This is a genomic window from Streptomyces sp. CLCI03 (genome assembly GCF_053615355.1).
Map to the genome: position 1 here is coordinate 1,609,485 of NZ_CM132132.1, position 18,460 is coordinate 1,627,944.

At 71.3% G+C, this 18,460-nt stretch carries 18 protein-coding genes and 2 pseudogenes; 12 read left to right on the top strand and 8 right to left on the bottom strand.

Going from position 1 to position 18,460, the window contains the following annotated elements:
• Positions 1-22: 22 nt before the first annotated feature.
• Positions 23-370: pseudogene (locus ACWG52_RS07370) on the bottom strand (amidohydrolase family protein); the annotation flags it as partial.
• Here ACWG52_RS07370 and ACWG52_RS07375 point away from each other — a divergent pair.
• The 8 genes and pseudogenes from ACWG52_RS07375 to ACWG52_RS07410 form a co-directional block, all read left to right on the top strand.
• Positions 367-1,029: pseudogene (locus ACWG52_RS07375) on the top strand (nitrate reductase); the annotation flags it as partial. The pseudogenes ACWG52_RS07370 and ACWG52_RS07375 overlap by 4 nt on opposite strands.
• Positions 1,030-1,256: 227 nt before the next feature.
• Positions 1,257-1,673 carry a spore wall synthesis regulator SsgD gene (locus tag ACWG52_RS07380; RefSeq protein ID WP_389813442.1) on the top strand — a complete coding sequence of 139 codons (417 nt, stop codon included), beginning with the start codon at positions 1,257-1,259 and terminating at the stop codon, positions 1,671-1,673.
• Between the two features lie 177 nt (positions 1,674-1,850).
• Positions 1,851-3,494, top strand: coding sequence for an ABC-F family ATP-binding cassette domain-containing protein (locus ACWG52_RS07385; protein ID WP_389813439.1), 1,644 nt, complete (start codon positions 1,851-1,853; stop codon positions 3,492-3,494).
• A gap of 323 nt (positions 3,495-3,817) precedes the next feature.
• On the top strand, positions 3,818-4,789 hold the full coding sequence (locus ACWG52_RS07390) for an acyl-ACP desaturase (RefSeq protein WP_266606448.1): 972 nt from the start codon (positions 3,818-3,820) through the stop codon (positions 4,787-4,789).
• Between the two features lie 72 nt (positions 4,790-4,861).
• The gene (locus ACWG52_RS07395) at positions 4,862-5,164 is read left to right on the top strand and encodes a hypothetical protein (RefSeq protein ID WP_390136852.1); all 303 of its coding nucleotides are present in this window, start codon (positions 4,862-4,864) and stop codon (positions 5,162-5,164) included.
• Positions 5,157-6,290, top strand: a complete 1,134-nt coding sequence (locus tag ACWG52_RS07400) for a putative T7SS-secreted protein (RefSeq protein WP_453128236.1) — start codon at positions 5,157-5,159, stop codon at positions 6,288-6,290. Before ACWG52_RS07395 ends, ACWG52_RS07400 begins: the two co-directional genes overlap by 8 nt.
• A gap of 80 nt (positions 6,291-6,370) precedes the next feature.
• Positions 6,371-6,913 (top strand): hypothetical protein, encoded by a 543-nt coding sequence (locus ACWG52_RS07405; RefSeq protein WP_389813430.1) that lies wholly within the window; start codon positions 6,371-6,373, stop codon positions 6,911-6,913.
• A complete protein-coding gene (locus ACWG52_RS07410; RefSeq protein WP_389813427.1) occupies positions 6,910-7,491 on the top strand; it encodes a hypothetical protein in 582 nt (193 codons plus the stop codon). The genes ACWG52_RS07405 and ACWG52_RS07410 overlap by 4 nt, the downstream gene beginning before the upstream one ends.
• Here the strand turns inward: ACWG52_RS07410 and ACWG52_RS07415 are convergent, their stop codons facing one another.
• The gene (locus ACWG52_RS07415) at positions 7,492-7,734 is read right to left on the bottom strand and encodes a WhiB family transcriptional regulator (protein WP_033220027.1); all 243 of its coding nucleotides are present in this window, start codon (positions 7,732-7,734) and stop codon (positions 7,492-7,494) included.
• Between the two features lie 225 nt (positions 7,735-7,959).
• On the opposite strand from ACWG52_RS07415, the gene ACWG52_RS07420 reads away from it, so the two are divergent.
• On the top strand, positions 7,960-8,622 hold the full coding sequence (locus ACWG52_RS07420; protein WP_389813424.1) for a TetR/AcrR family transcriptional regulator: 663 nt from the start codon (positions 7,960-7,962) through the stop codon (positions 8,620-8,622).
• Positions 8,623-8,631: 9 nt separating this feature from the next.
• Here the strand turns inward: ACWG52_RS07420 and ACWG52_RS07425 are convergent, their stop codons facing one another.
• The gene (locus ACWG52_RS07425) at positions 8,632-9,510 is read right to left on the bottom strand and encodes an alpha/beta hydrolase (protein ID WP_389813421.1); all 879 of its coding nucleotides are present in this window, start codon (positions 9,508-9,510) and stop codon (positions 8,632-8,634) included.
• A 139-nt stretch (positions 9,511-9,649) separates the two neighbouring features.
• On the bottom strand, positions 9,650-10,669 hold the full coding sequence (ligD, locus tag ACWG52_RS07430) for a non-homologous end-joining DNA ligase (RefSeq protein ID WP_453128240.1): 1,020 nt from the start codon (positions 10,667-10,669) through the stop codon (positions 9,650-9,652).
• 75 nt (positions 10,670-10,744) lie between these two features.
• Between ligD and ACWG52_RS07435 the strand changes: the two genes are divergently transcribed.
• The gene (locus ACWG52_RS07435; RefSeq protein ID WP_453128242.1) at positions 10,745-11,815 is read left to right on the top strand and encodes an ATP-dependent DNA ligase; all 1,071 of its coding nucleotides are present in this window, start codon (positions 10,745-10,747) and stop codon (positions 11,813-11,815) included.
• Between the two features lie 18 nt (positions 11,816-11,833).
• Here the strand turns inward: ACWG52_RS07435 and ACWG52_RS07440 are convergent, their stop codons facing one another.
• Both ACWG52_RS07440 and ACWG52_RS07445 read right to left on the bottom strand, forming a co-directional pair.
• Positions 11,834-13,234 carry an NAD(P)-binding protein gene (locus tag ACWG52_RS07440; RefSeq protein ID WP_389813414.1) on the bottom strand — a complete coding sequence of 467 codons (1,401 nt, stop codon included), beginning with the start codon at positions 13,232-13,234 and terminating at the stop codon, positions 11,834-11,836.
• A 138-nt stretch (positions 13,235-13,372) separates the two neighbouring features.
• Complete coding sequence (locus ACWG52_RS07445; protein ID WP_389813412.1) at positions 13,373-14,350, bottom strand: NAD(P)/FAD-dependent oxidoreductase; 978 nt, start codon at positions 14,348-14,350, stop codon at positions 13,373-13,375.
• Positions 14,351-14,416: 66 nt separating this feature from the next.
• Between ACWG52_RS07445 and ACWG52_RS07450 the strand changes: the two genes are divergently transcribed.
• Together ACWG52_RS07450 and ACWG52_RS07455 are read left to right on the top strand one after the other, a co-directional pair.
• Positions 14,417-15,034: a helix-turn-helix domain-containing protein gene (locus ACWG52_RS07450; protein WP_375932677.1), complete on the top strand. Its 618-nt coding sequence runs from the start codon at positions 14,417-14,419 to the stop codon at positions 15,032-15,034.
• Positions 15,031-15,522: a nucleotide triphosphate diphosphatase NUDT15 gene (locus ACWG52_RS07455; RefSeq protein ID WP_389813408.1), complete on the top strand. Its 492-nt coding sequence runs from the start codon at positions 15,031-15,033 to the stop codon at positions 15,520-15,522. Before ACWG52_RS07450 ends, ACWG52_RS07455 begins: the two co-directional genes overlap by 4 nt.
• Before the next feature lie 41 nt (positions 15,523-15,563).
• Here the strand turns inward: ACWG52_RS07455 and ACWG52_RS07460 are convergent, their stop codons facing one another.
• Positions 15,564-16,226: a GOLPH3/VPS74 family protein gene (locus ACWG52_RS07460; RefSeq protein ID WP_389813405.1), complete on the bottom strand. Its 663-nt coding sequence runs from the start codon at positions 16,224-16,226 to the stop codon at positions 15,564-15,566.
• 102 nt (positions 16,227-16,328) lie between these two features.
• Positions 16,329-18,389: an MDR family MFS transporter gene (locus ACWG52_RS07465; protein WP_453128245.1), complete on the bottom strand. Its 2,061-nt coding sequence runs from the start codon at positions 18,387-18,389 to the stop codon at positions 16,329-16,331.
• Between the last annotated feature and the right edge of the window lie 71 nt (positions 18,390-18,460).

Consider the following 18,460-nt stretch of genomic DNA (forward strand, 5'->3'; position numbering starts at 1 on the left):
TGCCCCAGCCCCCGTGGCCGGGTCACAGGCGCGCGTCGCGGTGGGTCACGCCGCCGTCGAGGACGGTGAGGAGCACGGGCAGCTGCGGCAGTTCGGTGGCGGCGACGGTGAGCGAGTCGTCGGCGAGGACCGTCAGGTCGGCGCGGCGGCCGAGGGCGATCCGGCCCGCCAGATGCTCCTCGCCCGCGGCACGGGCGGCGTTGACGGTCATGCCCTGGAGGGCCTGGAGCGCGGTGAGGGCCTGCTCGGGACCGTGCGGGGCCTGGGTGAGGTCGCGGCTGGGTCGGCGGTGGCGGGCGCCGCCCATCACGCCGAGCGGCGGGTACGGGGCGATCGGCCAGTCGGATCCGAGCACCACGGTGGCTCCGGAGGGCGATCATCGGCTGGACGGCCCTCGGAGCCTTCGTGCCCAGCGTCGTCGTCTGTTCGCTGGGCGCCTTCGCGGCGACCGCGGTCGACATGAGCGATCCCCAGGCCGCGCTGCAGAAGGTTCTGCCCGGGCGGTTCCACCCGGTCTTGCTGCTCGCCCTGATCCTCGGCACGATCTCCGTCAACGCCCTGACCGCCTACAGTGCCGGGCTGGCCCTGCAGGCCGTCGGGATCCGCATCCGACGCTCCGTCAGCGTCCTGTTCGACGGTGCCGTCGCCGTCGCGCTGACCCTGTACGGGCTGCTCGTCTCCAACCTCCTGGACACCGTCAGCAACTCCCTGCAGCTGATCGTCGTCCTGATCGGCCCGGTCATGGCGATCTACGCGACCGACATCCTGCTGCGCCGGTTCCGCTACGACGGCCGGGCGCCGGCCGACGAGAGCACCGGCAGCCCCTTCTGGTACACCGGGGGCGTCCATCTCGCCGGTGCCCTCGCGCTCGTGGCCGGGGTGGGCGCGGCCGCTCTGTGCGTCAACACCCTCTACACCGGGCCGATCGCCTCGGCCCTGGGCGGCATCGACCTCTCCCTGCCGGTCGGCATGACCGTCTCCGCCGCCCTCTACGCGGCCTCGGCGCGGAGCCTTACGCCTGTGGAGTGATCGGTTACCGGCCCTTCTCGGAGGTGCCCCGGACCCGTCGCGGCGCGGGGCCGCCTTCGGGCACATCACCCGTCCGGTCACTCTGTGCGATCACACGGAGTGGTTCCAGCCAATCGGTGACACAGCTCACGCAACGGCCCATGCACGGATTTGCCGATTCCGGCGTCTATCGGGTTGCCGGGCCCCACCAACAGCCCGGCAGCAGATCCGCCGCAAGGGAGTGAGCCTTGATCACTGTCATCGAGCAGGCCGCACAGGCCCGTCTGGTCGCCACCGCGCCGAAGGTCGAGACCGTGCCCGTCACCCTCTGCTACGACCGTGCGGATCCGTTCGCCGTGCGCATGGCCTTCCCCGCCCCCGCCACGCTGGAGGGCGTCGAGGTCTCGTGGACCTTCTCGCGCGAGCTGTTGGAGTCCGGGTTGGACCGCCCGTCGGGCTACGGCGACGTACGGGTGCGCCCGTACGACGGCGACCGGACCACCATCGAGTTCCACGCGACCGAGGGCGTCGCGATCGTGCTGATGCTGACTGCGGAGCTGCACCGCTTCCTGGAGCGGGCGGCGACGGTGGTGCCGCCCGGCCTCGAACACCTCTACCTGGACATGGACCACAGCCTGGCCGAGCTGATGAGAGACAGCTGCTGAGTAATTCGTTTGCGGGCGGCCACGGCCGCCCGTAGCTTCGAAGACGGCCCATCCCCGTCGAAACGGAGCAGGACATTGCTCGTCTGAGGTTCGAGACACCGACCACCACGCCCTGCGGCTGAACCGTCGGCTGTCTCCCCGCGTTGCACGCACCACTCACGCAACCTGGAGGCCTCCATGAGTCATGCCCCTGCTTTCATCACCTGCTCCGCCCTGTCCTTCGACTGGCCCGACGGCACCCCCGTCTTCGACGGGTTCCAACTCGCCGTGGGCCCCGGCCGCACCGGCCTGATCGGGCTCAACGGCTGCGGGAAGTCCACCCTGCTGAAGCTGATCGCCGGCGAACTGACCCCGACCGAGGGCCAGTCCTCCGTCGCCGGCTCGGTCGGACACCTCCCGCAGAACATCACCCTCGACACCGCGCTGCGCGTGGACGAGGCACTCGGTATCCGCACCACCCGCGCCGCGCTCCACGCCATCGAGGCGGGCGAGGCCACCGAGGCGAACTTCACGGCCGTCGGCGACGACTGGGACGTGGAGGAGCGGGCCCTGGCCACGCTCGACCAGCTCGGTCTCGCCAGGATCGGCCTGGACCGCACCGTCGGCGAGCTGTCGGGCGGTGAGTCCGTACTGCTGCGGCTGGCCGCCCTGCTGCTCGCCCGCCCCGACGTCCTGCTGCTGGACGAGCCCACCAACAACTTGGACCTACGGGCCCGTAGCCGGCTGTACGCGGCGGTCGAGTCCTGGTCCGGGGTGATGCTCCTGGTCAGCCACGACCGGGAACTGCTGGAGCGGGTCGACCAGATCGCCGACCTGCGCGACGGCGAAGTGCGCTGGTACGGCGGCAACTTCACGGACTACGAGGAGATGCTCGCCGCCGAGCAGGAGTCGGCCGAGCGGATGGTCCGGGTCGCGGAGGCCGACGTACAGCGGCAGAAACGCGAACTGGCGGACGCGCAGGTCACATTGGCGCGGCGCAAACGGTACGGACAGAAGATGTACGACACCAAGCGCGAGCCGAAGATCGTGATGGGCGCACGCAAGCGTGCGGCCCAGGAGTCGGCGGGCAAGCACCGGATCATGCACACCGAGAAACTGGCGCAGGCGAAGGAACGCCTGGACCAGGCGGTGGAGGCGGTGCGCGACGACGACGAGATCCGGATCCAGCTTCCCGCCACCCAGGTCCCGCCGGGACGGCAGGTCCTGACGCTGAGCGATCTGCGCCTGGCCCACGGGGCCGCCGTGCCGGGCGAGTGGGAACTGCGGGGTCCGGAGCGGATCGCCCTGGTGGGCCGCAACGGCTCGGGCAAGACCACCCTGCTGCGCACGATCGCGGGGCAGCTCGCGCCGGAGTCCGGGGCGGTGGTGGCGCACGTGACGACGCGGTTCCTGCCGCAGCGGCTCGACGTGCTGGACGAGAGCCGTTCGGTGGTGGAGAACGTGGCGCGGTTCGCCCCGCAGGCCACGAACAACCTGATCCGGGCCCGACTCGCGCACTTCCTGTTCCGCGGCGCCCGGGCGGACCGTCCGGCCGGCACGCTGTCGGGCGGCGAACGCTTCCGGGCGACACTGGCGGCCCTGCTGCTGGCGGAGCCGGCTCCGCAGCTGCTCATGCTGGACGAGCCGACGAACAACCTGGACCTGTCGAGCGTGCGGCAGCTGACCGACGCGCTGGAGTCGTACGAGGGCGCGCTCGTGGTGGCGAGCCACGACGTGCCGTTCCTGGAGTCGATCGGCATCACGCGATGGCTCCTGCTGGACGGCGAGCTGCGACCGACCACGGCCGAGGAGGTCCGCGAAACCCTGTGGTCGGGTGAGTGACAGCGCGTCGGCGTCGGCGTCGCCGGTGGGTCCTGCACGGACCCGCCGGCCTGCCGGCGGGTGGGCGGCGCGGGGCCGGATCGGCGCGGGCCGACCGGTCAAGCGGAATCAATTTTTTCGCGTCGGAACGGGGCTCGCGAACCACCTGCCGGCGTGTTTTCGGCCCCTCGAAGCCCGCTCAGGCCGCTCATAAACTGCATAGATAGCTGGATGTAACCGGACATACACCTACCGGGGGGTTGGCTGGCCTTGATGTCACGCTTAACCTACGACTCCGTAGGCTACGGAACCGTAGGTAGTTCGCTTTACACCCAGGAGTACCCGTGACGATCACCTCTCCCCACCTCGGCAGCTCGGAGGCGTGGACGGACGCCAAGCTGCTGTTCGCGCTGGAAGAAGTGGTCGAAAAGGAGCTCAACCGCCACCTGAAGGTCACCAAGGACTGGATGCCCCACGAGTACGTCCCGTGGAGCGAGGGCCGGAACTTCCCCGGCTTCTTCGAGGACGGCGAAGCCTGGGACCCGCAGCAGTCCAAGGTCACCGACATCGGCAAGATCGCGCTGGTCGTGAACCTGCTGACCGAGGACAACCTCCCGAGCTACCACCACGAGATCGCGACGCTCTTCGGACGCAACGGCGCCTGGGGCACCTGGGTGCACCGCTGGACCGCCGAGGAGGGCCGCCACGGCATCGTGATGCGCGACTACCTGCTGGCCTCGCGCGCCGTGGACCCGGACAAGCTCGAAGCGTTCCGCATGCAGCACATGTCGGAGGGCTTCGAGTCCGACAACCGCCACTCGATGCTGCACTCGGTGGCGTACGTGGCCTTCCAGGAGCTCGCGACCCGCATCTCGCACCGCAACACCGGCCACCAGTCCGGTGACCCGGTCTGCGACCGGATGCTGGCCCGCATCGCGCAGGACGAGAACCTGCACATGGTCTTCTACCGCAACCTGCTGGGCGCGGCCTTCGAGCTCGCCCCGGACCTCACCATGCAGGCCGTGCGCGACGTCGTCGTCAACTTCCGGATGCCCGGCCACGGCATGCCCGGCTTCGAGCGGATGGCCGCACAGATGGCCATCGGCGGGGTCTACAACCTGCGGATCCACCACGACGACGTGCTGAGCCCCGTGATCCGCTTCCTCAAGATCATGGACATCGACGGCCTCGGCCCCGAGGGCCAGAAGGCCCAGGAGGAGCTCGGCCTGTTCATGAACGGCCTGGACTCCGAGGCCCGCAAGTTCGACGAGAAGCTGGCCGCCCGCGCCGCCCGCCTCGCCGCCCGCAAGGGCTGACCGATTTCCGCTCGCTCGGGCGAGTGACGCCGATTGCCCTGGCAGAGCCGCGCTCTGCCAGGGTTTCGCGTCATGACCTCGCTCCAGGTGGACATCGACCAGCTGACCCGTCTGACGCGCGCCCTGGACTCCTCGCTGGTCTCCCTTCGGGAGGCCCGGCGCGCCCTGGACCACGTACGGCCCGATCAGCTGGGCACGGCGGACCTCGACGCGGCGTGTGACGGCTTCCAGGAACGCTGGGCCTACGGCACGCGGGAGCTGACCAGACGCGTCAAGGACCTCCGGGAGGGCGTGGACCGCAGCGCCTCGGAGTACGCGGAGCTGGATCAGGCCGTGCGTGCGGCCTTCCTCCGGGCGGCGGCCGCACGTGACTGAGTACGCGGCGCTGGGCTTCGACCCGGCCCCCGGTGATCCCGCGTCGGTCCTGGCCCTGGCCAAGAAGCTCAGCGCCTCGGCCACCTCCCTCGGGGAGGCCTCCCGGGTGCTGAAGGACCTGGTCTCCCACAGTTCGGCCTGGCAGGGCGAGGCCGCCACCGCCTTCCGCGCCTCCCTCTCGCAGGACCTCCCCCGCTACCTCGGCGCGGCCCACGCCTCCCTCGCGGAGGCGGCCCGCCGACTCACGGGCTGGCACGACACCCTGGTCGCCCACCGCACGCTGGCCCAGCAGTACGAGGCCCGGGCCGCGGCGGCGAAGACGGAGGAGGCCGTCACCGATGCCCGCCGCCTGGCCCGCGAACTCGCCTCCGAGCACGGCACGGCCGCCCGCCGGGTGGCACAGACCCTGAACGCGGCGACGGACCGACTGGCCCCGAAGGAACCGGGCCTCCTGGCCTCGATCTGGAACAAGATCGTCGAGGACCCGGCGGACGCGATGTCGAACGCGTCGGCGATCCTGGGGGCGATCGGTGTGGGCGTGGCCCTTGTCTGCCCGCCGGCCGGACTCGCGATCATGCTCGTCGGCAGCGGCCTGTCCCTGGCCGCTCTGGCAATGCACACCTCGGACCCTAAGTTCCGGAAATCCCTGAGCGACGGATTCACCAAGGGCCAGTTCGACGCGGACTTCTGGAAGAGCAGCGTGACGCTCCTGGGAGACACCGCCGGCGCAGTCCCGGGCGTGGCGGCCGTCGCCTCCGGCGCCAAGGCAGGCACGGCGGCGGCCCGAGCGGCCATGGCCGCAGCCCCCGAAGGCAGCGCCCTGACGGGGCTTGCCCCTGGGGCCACCGCCTTCAGGCAAACGGCGTGGAACACTTCGGACGACCTGCGGCAGCTGGACAGTCCACTGACTGGATGGGCCATGCGGTCGTCGTCGCAGGACGCGAGGGATCGAGTAGGTGTAGCGGTTGCAGTAACGGGCGCGGCAACCGCTGCAGGGGACTACGCTTCGGACAGCGAGACGCTGGAGCAAAGCTCGACTGCCGTGGACGGCACCCGAGGGGTCCTAGATGACGCTCCCTCGGCCGTCAGGAAGTCAGGCCATGTCTTGTCGGTGCTGCGGCCATGATGCGTCAGGGCAGTCTTCCGCCCGTCTGGTTCCGTCTCCCTCCAGGCTTCTACGACGTCAGCCCCGAGGACAGAGCGACTTTGGACGCCTTCGCCGAGGCCTTGGGCGGCTCCGAGGCACAGCAACAACTATCCCGGCTTATCGACGGACTCGAGGGGCTGGCAGAGCACGAGGTCGTGCACACCGCGTTCGGATTTCATCCCGAGGAGCCTGCCAGCGTTGCCACGTCACTGTTCTCCCTGACCGTACGACGGATCGAACAGCCCAACCCCCGCCTCGCCGTGGCACGTACCGCCCTGGCGATTGCCCGCTCGCCTTTGTGGACCAGCGCCGACCGCAGGTTCATCGAGCTGCCCTCCGCCCGCCCCTGCTGTCTCGTCGCCGGGACGATGTCCCTACACGACGTGGCCCGATGCCCCTTTCAGGCCAGGGCTGTGACCACCCATCCGGACGGGCGCCATCTACTCATCCTCGATCTGACCACTGCGTCCTCCCAACACGCGGGCTCCTACACAGACATCCTCGAAGCGATCGCGCACACCCTTGCCTTCTCCGACCCCGACCCGGCTGCGCAGAGCTCGACGGTCTCGGGTGTCTCACGCATCCTGGAGGTACTCCTGTGAGCGTCACCCTCACCAAGACGGCCTGGGATCACCCTCCGACTGTGGTCGGCTACAAGCGACTGGTGGTCCGGCGCCTCATCTGGGTACTCAGTCTCGGCGTTCCTCCACTGATCGCCCTATCCTGCTCCGGCGTGAGCCGCCGCGCGGCCTGGGCCTTCATCATCATGATCATTATTGGGACGCCCTATTTGCCATGGGTGGTCGTCACGTACCTCCGGCGGCGCAGAGTCGCCGCGGTGCTCCAGGCCTACCCCTGGCAGGAGTGGCCGTGCCGCCACCCGCGCAGGCCGCCCGGGAGCCCCGCGACCATCGCCGTTCCGTTCCGGGGGGACTTCACCGCCATGTTCCGCGTCATCCCGTTCCCGGTCCCGGTCGAAACCATGGAAGACGGCCACCCGGACCGGATCTGGTTCGCGGGCGACCCCCGCTTCGGTGGCGTCGTATCGCCCGTCGGTGGGCACTATCCCGTGCGCGTCGTCCCCCACACGCCACGCCGGGAGGAGTGCGGTGGCGAGGGGTTCGAGCTCGCGCGGCGCGTGGGGTTGGTGCGCGGGAGTGGGAAGGCGACACGCACCTGATCAGCGGCGGCGCAGGGCCTGTCGCTCGGACTCCGAGAGACCGCCCCAGACGCCGAACCGCTCGTCGTTGGCCAGGGCGTACTCCAGGCACGCAGCCCGCCCCTCGCACGCCCCGCACAGCCGCTTCGCGTCGCGCAGGGAGGAGCCGGGCTCCGGGAAGAAGAAGCCGGGGCCCGTCTGGGCGCACAGGGCGAGGTCGTACCAAGCGGTGTCAGTGGTTGCGGTAGTGGTGTTAATCGACATGCCGGTGATCCTGGTCGCCGCGGATGGACGTCCGATCAACGACTGATCAACACGCTGTCATCCCCGCGCGCAGGTACGCCGACCACCGGCCGTCTTCTTCCCTCGGCACCAGGTCGACCCTGCCCCCTTCCCGCCCTGCCTCGTCCCCCGGAGCATCGCATCCCCCACTGACATCGAGACCGTTCCGCACAGAGTGAACGATCGTGCGTTCGGTAAGATGGAGCCATGGCTGACGGACGCGTGGAACGCGGCAACCAGACGCGGCGGGTCGTTCTCGACCGCACGATGAACATCGCTTCCGTGGACGGCCTGGAAGGCCTGTCCCTGGGGAAGATCGCCGCTGATCTCGGCCTGAGCAAGAGCGGGGTTTTCGCGCTCTTCGGCTCCAAGGAGGACCTGCAGCTCGCCACCGTCCGTGCCGCTGTGGACGTGTTCAAGGACGAGGTGGTGCGGCCGGTACACCGCGACCCCGACGGTCTCGCCAAGGTGTGGCGGCTGTGCGAGCGCTGGCTCGACTACTCCGGGCGCCGGGTGTTCCCCGGCGGTTGCTTCTTCTACTCCGTCTCCGCGGAGTTCGATGCCCGCCCCGGCCCGGTACGGGACGAGATCGCCAAGGCGCGGGCCGACTGGACGCGGTACATCGAGCGGCTCTTGGACGAGGCGCGGCTGACGGGCGGGTTCCGGGACGCGGCCGACGCGGACGAGGTACCTCAGGTCACCTTCGAGTTGACGGCCTTGATGGAACTGGCCAACGCGCATTCCGTACTGCACGGCGACCCGCTGGCGTACGAGCGGGCCGGCCGGGGGATTCTGCGCCGACTGCGCGCGGTGGCGGCCGATCCGGATGAACTCCCGGAGCGGCCGCCCGCGTTCAGTTCGCCCTCCTGACCTCTGCCTTCATGCTCGCCGCACGGTCGCGGTGGTGGGCTCGGGCGCCGGCTCGGACAGCACGAAATCGACCGTGGTCGCGATGACGGCGGGGTCGGACAGGATGCGGCGGTGGCCGAGGCCCGTGGTCTCGATCAGGCGGGCCTGCGGGCCGTACGCGGCGGCGATCGCGCGGGACTGGGTGGGGTCGATCACGTCGTCCTCCGTGTCGTGGAAGAGGAGGATCGGCGCCGGCGTGCCGGGAAGGCGACGGCGGGCGTCGAGGCGCTGCCAGATGTCGGGATCGCCGGGGAAGAGTCGGCGCTCGACATGGGTGCGCAGGACGTGGCCGACTTCCTCGCCGAGGTTCAGCCCGGCCCGGAACCGCTCGACGAGATAGTCGAAGTGGGCCACGCCTCCGATGCCGATGACGCGGTCGGCCGGTATGCCGTCGTTCAGCGTGGAGAAGGTGGCGACCACGCCGAAGGAGTGGGCCACGACGGCCGAGAAGTCACCGTGCTCCGCGTGCAGTCGGCCGATGATGGCGCGGTAGTCGAGGATCGTGGAGAACCGGCCCTTGGACTCCCCGTGCCCCGGCGCGTCGAAGGCGATCACGGTGCGGCCCTGGGCGCGCAGGGCCTCGACGAAGCCGGCGAACCGTGAGGCGCGCGAGGACCAGCCGTGCACGATCAGCACGGGCCGGCCCCCGTCCCCCCACCGGTAGGTGGTCACGGCCGTGCCGCGCACCACCATCCGCCCGCTCTCGGCCCGCGCCATGACCTGCGCCTCCTCGGGCCTTGGTCGCGCACGCCCGAGAGGCTTGACGAAGAGCGCGAAGGCCCGGGGCCCTGCCAGGCCCGGGGCGAGCCGGCTGGTGATGTTGAGGGTGGTGCTCAGGAGTGAAGCCATGGGGTGCATGTGCGGGTTCTCCGGAATTCTCCTCAGGGCGGCCAGATGCCGAGGCAAGCCGATGTGGAGATATTAGCACGATCGTTCGTGTTGTTTTATGGGCCCGGCTCGTCCCGGGCGGTGTGCCACCTGCCGACCGTCAGTCCTCGTGCTTCGCCCGGCTGGGCTGGACGCGCTTGGGCTCGCCCGGCATCTTCGGGTAGTCCGGGGGGTAGGGCATGTCCCCCAGGCCGTGCTCGTGCTCGTCTCGGGCCGCGAGTTCCAGTACGGCGTCCAGGGCGAAGGCGTGCTCGTCCATGTCCGCGTGCAGGTCGCCCAGTTCGGCGAAGCGGGCCGGCATCGTCACGATGTCGAAGTCGCGGGGTTCCGCGTCGTCCACCTCGTCCCAGCGCAGCGGCGCGGATACCGGGGCGTGCGGGCGGGGGCGGACGGAGTAGGCGGAGGCGATCGTGCGGTCGCGTGCCGTCTGGTTGTAGTCGACGAAGATCCGCTCGCCTCGCTCCTCCTTCCACCAGGCGGTCGTGACCTTGCCCGGCATGCGGCGCTCCAGTTCCCGGCCGAGGGCGATGGCGCACCGGCGGACCTCGGTGAAGGTCCAGCGCGGCTCGATCGGCACGAAGACGTGCAGCCCTCGACCGCCCGAGGTCTTGGGCCAGCCCCGCAGACCCAGTTCCTCCAGCAGGGCACGCAGTTCATGGGCGGCCGCCACCGCGTGATGGTAGTCCGTGCCCGGCTGCGGGTCCAGGTCGATCCGGAGCTCGTCGGGGCGGTCGGTGTCCTCGCGCCGCACCGGCCACGGGTGGAAGGTGAGGCACCCCAGGTTGGCCGCCCACAGGACGGCGGCCGGTTCGGTCGGGCAGATCTCATCGGCCGTGCGACCGCTCGGGAACGCGATGCGGGCGGTGGGGATCCAGTCGGGAAGGTTCTTCGGTGCCCGCTTCTGGAAGAACGACTCGCCCTCCACCCCGTCCGGGAAGCGCTCCAGCGTCGTCGGCCGGTTGCGCAGGGCGCGCGTGATGCCGGGTGCCACCGCCAGGTAGTACTCGGCCACATTCCTCTTGGTGAGGCCGCGCTCCGGGAAGTAGACCTTGTCCGGGCTGGACAGCCGTACCGTCCGCCCGCCCGCTTCCAGCTCGATCGCATTACCGGCAGCACCCATGTGCGCCACGGTAGGCGGGCCCGGTCATGCGCGCATACCGGGCGGGTCCGGACGTACCACCGCAGAATCGGAGGCATGGATCTGCCAGTGATGCCGCCCGTGAAGCCGATGCTCGCCAAGTCCGTGGCGAAGATCCCGCCCGGGATGCAGTACGAGGCCAAGTGGGACGGCTTCCGGGCCATCGTGTATCGCGACGGCGACGAGGTCGAGCTGGGCAGCCGCACCGGCAAGTCTCTGACCAGGTATTTTCCCGAGCTGGTGGAGGCCTTGAAGGACAACCTGCCGAGCCGTTGCGTCATGGACGGCGAGATCGTCATCGTTCATGGCGGGCGTCTCGACTTCGACCGGCTGACCGAGCGGATCCATCCCGCGCAGTCCCGCGTCGCCCTGCTGGCCGAGACCACGCCCGCCGGCTTCGTCGCCTTCGACCTGCTCGCCCTCGGCGACGACTCGCTGCTCGACAGCCCGCTCGCCGACCGCCGTGCCGCCCTCGTCCGTTCCCTCTCCACCGCTCGGCCCCCCGTTCATCTCGCGCCCGCGACCACCGATCCCGCGCTCGCGCAGGAGTGGTTCGAGCGGTTCGAGGGCGCCGGGCTCGACGGGGTGATCGCCAAACCGCTCGATCTCCGCTACCGGCCCGATGCCCGCCTCATGTTCAAGGTCAAACACCAACGTACGGCCGACGTCGTCGTCGCAGGTTTCCGTTTCCACAAGAGCGGTCCGATTGTCGGATCGCTGCTGCTCGGCCTGTACGACGCCCACGGCGCCCTCCAACACGTGGGCGTGTGCGCCGCCTTTCCCATGAAGCGCCGCGCCGAATTGGTGGAGGAGCTCGAACCCCTGCGGATGCCCGACCCGGCCGGCCACCCGTGGGCCGCCTGGGCCGAGGAGTCCGCCCACGAGAGCGCCCGGCTGCCCGGCGCGCAGAGCCGCTGGACCGGCAAGAAGGACCTGTCCTGGGTGCCGCTGCGACCCGAGCGGGTCGTGGAGGTGAAGTACGACCACATGGAGGGCGACCGCTTCCGCCACACCGCCCAGTTCCACCGCTGGCGGGACGACCGGACCCCCGAGAGTTGCACCTACACCCAGTTGGAGGAGGTCGTCGGATACGACCTCGCCGAGGTGCTCGGCCCCACCGCCGACTGAGCGGCCCGCCGCCTCGCCTCAGCCCGCCGTCAGCTTCTCCCACTCCTCACGGTCCGGCCCCGCCGCGTTCGGCGCGTAGTGCGGCCGATCCGCCAGCCAGCGCGTCACCCGGGCGCGGATCTCCGGATCCGCGTACGCCCGCTCCGGCGGCTCCACCAGGTGCCGGACCCTCGCCCGCGCCCGCATCACCACCGGGTCCTCCAGCGCGCAGTCGAACAGCGCGGACACCTCGCGCGCCGTCCCGCCGCGCACCGCCCGGGTCGCGAAGCGCTCACCGATCGCCGCGTCCGCGACGACCTGGAAGTCGAACCACGGCTTCAGGGTGCGTTCCGCCCAGGCGTGGTGATCTGCGGCGTACCGCGCCGATCCCGGGTCCCGGTGCGCCGTACGGGCCACCCGGCGCGCCGCCCACAGCGCGAGCGAGGTGCCCTGTCCGAGGGTCGGGTTGGTGTGCGTGATCGAGTCCCCGACCGGCACCAGCCCGGTCACCACCGGCCCCGCCTCGTCGACCAGCGCGCTCCACCGGTTGTCCAGGCTCGCCGTGGCCAGGACACCCGACAGCGGCTCGGCGCCCGGCCCCAGCCAGGCGGCGCCGGGCGGGAAGGCGCGTGCCGCCGCCTCGAAGACGGCGGGGTCGCGCAGAGCCGAGCGCGTGGTGTCCGTGGTGTGCACGAACAGCGTCACGGCGAACACCCGGTTGTCGGCCGGGAAGACGGCGCACCCGGCGAAGGGCCCGCCGGTCACCGCCCACGGCCGGCGCGGCCCCTCGTCCACCCCGTCGGGCAGCCGGTACCAGCGGCAGAAGTAGGCGAGGCCGGTGCGGTGCCGTTCCACGACGGGCGGCCTGCAGCCGGCCTCGGCCAGCCTGCGTTCGGTGCCGCCGCGCCGCCCACCGGCGTCCACGACGAGGTCCCCCGGGTAGCTTCCGGTCTCGGTGGTCACTCCCGTCACCTGGATCCCGGCGCCCTCGGACGAGCCCGGGGCCGTGATCAGCCCGTTGACCGGTTCCCCGTACCGGACGACGACCCCCGGTTCCGCGCGCAGCGCCGTGGCCAGGGCGCTTTCCAGCACGATGCGTCGGGCCTGGAGCATCACGAGGTCGTCGTCGCCGGGCCACGCGGGCGGACGTACGTCGAACCAGTCGAGCTCGTTCCGTTCGCGGGCTCCGAGCCGGAGCATCTCCGCGTGGACGTCGGGCAGATCGCCGCGCAGGACGTTGCGGGCGGCTCCGAGCAGCACGTGCGGCTGGGCGGCCTGCGGTACGGTCGGCCGCCGCCAGCCGAAGAAGTCACGGTCGAGCGCCGTGCCCGGGGCCCGCGTATCGCGCTCGAAGACCTCCGCCGTGTGTCCGTGCCGCGCCGCGAGCAGGGCGGTGGCGGCCCCCGCGACACCTCCGCCGATGACCAGCACATGTGCCATGGAGCGTCCCCCCGAGCCGTTGGACCGTACGACGATCACACCGCCCAGAGCCTGCGCGAACGGGAGGCGACCGAAACCCGCACAGATGTCCGAGAACAGCTCAGGCGGTCACCTCTCCCGTCTCCGCTCACTCCCCCCTCACACGACGGCGCCCGCGCGGTGGGCCTCCAGCGCCCGCCGGGTCTCCGCCTCGATCAGGTCGGTGTTGACGGCCACCGCCGCGCGCACCCCTTGGGCGGCAGCGCCCGGCACCTTCTCCAGCGGGGAGGTCACATTGCCCGCGACCCAGACCCCGTGCAGGGCGGTGGCCCCGGTGTCCGGATCGGACGCGACGCAGGTGCCGACGGCCGCGCCGTCCCGCTCCATGACGACGGTCGGCAGGCCGAGGCTACCGAGCACGCCCGAGCGGGCGGTGAACCGCGGGGCGACCACCAGCGCCTCGCACTCCTCCACCGCGCCGCCCGCCAGGGTCACGCCGGTCAGCCGGTCCTCCCGGACCGCGAGGCCGGTCACCTCGCCCTCGACGACCGGGACCGCGAGGGCGGCGAGCAGTTCCCGGTCCTCGGCGGTGAGCCGCCAGGTGTGCGCCAGCAGGGTGATCCGCCCGCTCCACTGCCGCCAGAGCTGGGCCTGGTGCACGGCGAGGGGCCCGTCGGCCAGCACCGCGATCGGCCGGTCCCGGACCTCCCAGCCGTGGCAGTACGGACAGTGCAGCACGTCCCGCCCCCAGCGCGCCCCGAGGCCCGGCACGGCGGGCAGCTCGTCCACCAGGCCGGTGGCGACCAGCAGCCGGCGGGCCCGGACGGTCGTGCCGTCCCCGCAGCGCACCAGGAAGCTCCCGTCGGGCAGCCGGTCCGCGGCCACGGCCGTGCCGGGGCGGATCTCCCCGCCGTACCCGGTCACCTCCGCGCGGCCCTCGGCCAACAGCGCGGCGGGGCTCCGCCCGTCCTGCCCGAGGTATCCGTGCATGTGCGCGGCCGGGGCGTTGCGCGGGCTGCCGGAGTCGATGACCAGTACCGAACGGCGGGCCCGTACCAGGGTCAGCGCCGCGGCCAGCCCGGCGGCCCCGCCGCCCACGACCACCACGTCGAAGGAGGTCTCGCTTGCGTTGTCCATGCCTTCGAGGGTCCGCCCACGGCGGCCCGCTTGACAAATGTTCTTGCCGAAGTGGCAAATGGATCCATGGCCACCGAGGAACAGGACGAGGAACTCGCCGACGTGCTCACCGCCGTGGGTCCGCGGCTGCGTGCCCTGCGCCGACAGCGCGGCACCACGTTGGCCCAGCTCAGCGAGACCACCGGCATCTCGCTCTCGACCCTTTCCCGGCTGGAGTCCGGACAGCGCAGGCCGACGCTGGAGCTGCTGCTTCCGCTGGCCAGGGCGCACCGGGTGGCGCTCGACGAGCTGGTCGGTGCCCCGGAGACCGGGGACCCCCGGATCCGGCCGCGTCCTTTCGTCCGGCACGGCAGCACCTACGTGCCGCTGACCCGGAAGTTCAGCGGGGTGCACGCCTTCAAGCAGATCCTCCCGCCCCTCGAAGGCCCGCCGCCCGAGCCCGAACTGCAGGTGCACGAGGGCTACGAGTGGCTGTACGTGCTCGCCGGACGCATCCGGCTGCTGCTCGGCGGGCACGACCTCGTGCTCGGTCCGGGTGAGGCCGCCGAGTTCGACACGCGCACCCCGCACGCCTTCTTCAACGCGGGTCCGCAGCCGGCGGAGTTCCTCAGCCTGTTCGGCCCCCAGGGCGAGCGGATCCACGTCCGGGCCCGGCCCACCCCTCCATCGGAAGGACGTCCATGACCCCCACCGGCGAACGCCCCGAGCGTGCCGTGCCGCAGCCCCAGGCCGTCGTCGGCGTCGGACTGGTCGTCCTGGCGGCGGACGGCCGGGTGCTGCTCGGCCAGGCGCACGACGGCCGCTGGGAGCTGCCCGGCGGCAAGGTCGACCCCGGGGAGGGCTTCGAGCTTGCCGCCGCCCGGGAACTCGCCGAGGAGACGGCCCTGCGGGCGGCCCCCGAGTCGATCCGGATCCTGTCCGTGCAGATCGACGCGCAGGCCGGGATCACCCGGCTGACGGCGGCCGCCGTCACCACCTCGGCGGAGGGCGTCCCGGCCGTCACCGAGCCGCACAAGATCGCCCGCTGGCAGTGGTTCGCCCCCGCCGAGATCCCCTCGGCCCTCTACGCCCCGTCGGCGGGCGTGCTGCGCGCCTGGCGCCCGGACCTCACGACGCTGCCGCCCGTCCCCTCGTACGCCTACCCGGTCGCGAGCCCGCCACCGAGCGCCTGAGCGGCCGAATCCCTCAGGAGACGGGCCGTCGGAGGTGGCCGTCAGGAGGTGGCCGTCAGGACCGTCACGACGGTCACCGTCACCATCGCGGCCTGCATGTCACGGATGGCGGCCCGGACGCTCTCGGCCGCCCACCGGCCGGCGGCCATCTCCGCCATCCGGGCGGTCACCTCGTCGGGCTGCCGGTCGGGGAACGCGAGCCGGTGCAGCTTGGCCGAGTGGATCAGCGCGATCAGCCCGGCCGTGCGCTCGTCCGGCTCGGCGCCTTCGAGGACCACCTCGCGGAGCCGCTCGCGCAGGGCCCTCTCGACGGTGCCGTCCTCCTCCGGGTAGCGGCGCTGCGGGAACACCCCGAACACCTTGTGCACCTGGGCGACCACCAGCCCGCGCTCACCGAGCCTCTCCAGGGTGGCTCCGACCGCCTTGGGCTGGTCCTTCGTCAGCCAGTCCGTCACCCGGCGCTTCCCGCGCCCCCGGAGCCAGGTCTCCAGCAACCGGATGCGTCCGTCGAGCAGTTCCTCCCCCGTCGGCTCGGTGCTGCTGAGCTCCAGGTACTTGCCCGCCACCGACACCCGCTCCGCCAGGACGAGTTCGAGCAGCAGCGCGCCCGCCACGGCCCAACCCGCCGACTGGCGCTGCCGCGCCGCCCCGGACTCGTCGTCCAGGGACAGCAGCATGATCTCCTCGGCCAGTGTGATGCTCACGAGCGCCCCCTCGTCCGTCGTCCGGCTACCGGCCCGGCTGTCCGACCGCCTCGAAGGGGAGGACGACGGACGACCCCGCGGGGTTCCGTTCCGGGCCCGGATCTAGTGGCGCACCACCACCTTTGGCGCGAAGTTGCCCTCCCCCAGATCCTCCTCGAGCAACCGCTTGGCGATCGCGTCCGCCGCGACCCGCAGTTCGGCGCTCCGCGGCCGCCCCCGGTCCTTCTCCAACTGGTCCTTGAGCCATTCGCCCCACGCCTTCGAGATGACGTCGGCCTCCCGCTGCCCGGCCGCCGTGAGCGTGAAGAAGCTGCCCTCCCGGCTGAGGAAGCCCTCGTCCTCCATCCGCTCGTAGACGGGGACCAGCACCTCCGGCGGCAGCGACCGGCGGCCCGCGATCAGTCCGATGCCGGCGTGGCCGATGGTCCGGGTCAGCACCTCCACCTGCATCACCGCCCAGGCGCCCGCGATGTCCAGCCGCGTGTCGGAGCCTTCGACGATCCCCCGCGCCGTGTCCGCGCCCATGTTCCGCACGAGTTTGCCGACGGCCAGCTCCAGCAACTTGGCCGAATCCCCCGAGGCCGTGGCCGGTGAGCCGAAGCCGTCGCCCATGTCCGTGGAACCGGCGCGGGCGCTGTCGCGCAGCCTCACCTGCTTGAGGAAGAGCGCCACGACGAAACCGAACACGGCGACCGGAACGGTGTAGACGAACACGGACTGCAGGGCCTGCGCGTACGCGTCGATCACCGGGGCGGCGGCTTCCGGGGGGAGCCGGTGCACCCCTTCCGGGGTGGACGCCGCCTTGGCCAGCTGCTCCGGATCCTGCCCGGTGAGGCGGGCCGCCTCCACGTACGCGGCCTCCAGCTCGGGCCCCAGGTGGTTCGCGTAGATCGTTCCGAAGACCGCGGTCCCGAAGGCGCTGCCGAGCGTACGGAAGAAGGTGACGCCCGAGGTGGCGGTGCCGAGGTCGGCGTAGTCGACGGTGTTCTGCACGGCGATCGTCAGCACCTGCATGGACAGGCCGATGCCGGTTCCGAGCACGAACATGTACAGCGATTCCAGCAGGGTGCCGGTCCCGGGACCCATCAGCGACAGCAGGTACAGGCCGACGCCCAGGACCGCGTTCCCGACGATGGGGAAGATCCGGTACCGGCCGGTCCTGCTCACCACGTTGCCGCTGAACACGGAGGCGATCAGCAGGCCGATGACCATGGGCAGGGTGCGGACGCCCGAGATCGTGGCCGAGTCCCCGTCGACGTACTGGAGGTAGGTCGGCAGGAAGGTCATCGCGCCGAGCATCGCGAACCCGACGACGAAGCTCAGGATCGAGCACACGGAGAAGACCGGGTTGCGGAAGAGCCGCATCGGCAGCATCGGTTCCGCCGCGCGCGTCTCGACCAGGCAGAAAAGCGCCAGCGCGACCGCGCCGCCCGCGAACAGGCCGATGATGACCGGCGAGGTCCAGGCGTACTCGTTCCCGCCCCAACTGGTGCCCAGGATCAGCGCGCCGGCGCCCACGGCGACCAGCGCGATGCCCAGGTAGTCGATGACCGGCCGGCCCGACGCGCGGACCGCCGGGATGGTCTTCGCGGCCGCCACGACGACGAGGATCGCGATCGGGACGTTGACGTAGAAGCACCACCGCCAGGACAGCTGGTCGGTGAAGAATCCGCCGAGCAGAGGTCCGATCACCGTGGCGACCCCGAACACGGCGCCGATCATGCCCTGGTACTTGCCGCGTTCGCGCAGGGGCACCACATCGGCGATCAGCGCCATCGCGGTGACCATCAGGCCGCCGGCCCCGACACCCTGGACGCCGCGCCACACGATCAGGAAGGTCATGTTGCCGGACAGGCCGCACAGGAAGGAGCCGCTGATGAAGACGATGGCGGAGATCTGGAAGATCAGTTTTCGGCCGAAGAGGTCGCCGAACTTACCGACCAGGACCGTGGCCACGGTCTCGGCGAGCAGGTACGAGGTGACCACCCACGACATGTGGTCGCCGCCGCCCAGGTCCCCCACGATCGTGGGCAGCGCGGTCCCGACGATCGTCTGGTCGAGTGCCGCGAGCAGCACACCGAGCATGATCGTGCCGAAGATGATGTTGCGCCGCCGCCGGTCGATCACGGGGGGCGCGGCGGCTTCGGCGGGGGCAGTCGTCACCCTCGCACTGTCACAGCGCGCCCGCCCGGGCGCATGCGGCGGTGAGCCGTACGGGGGACGCGCCTTCCGGG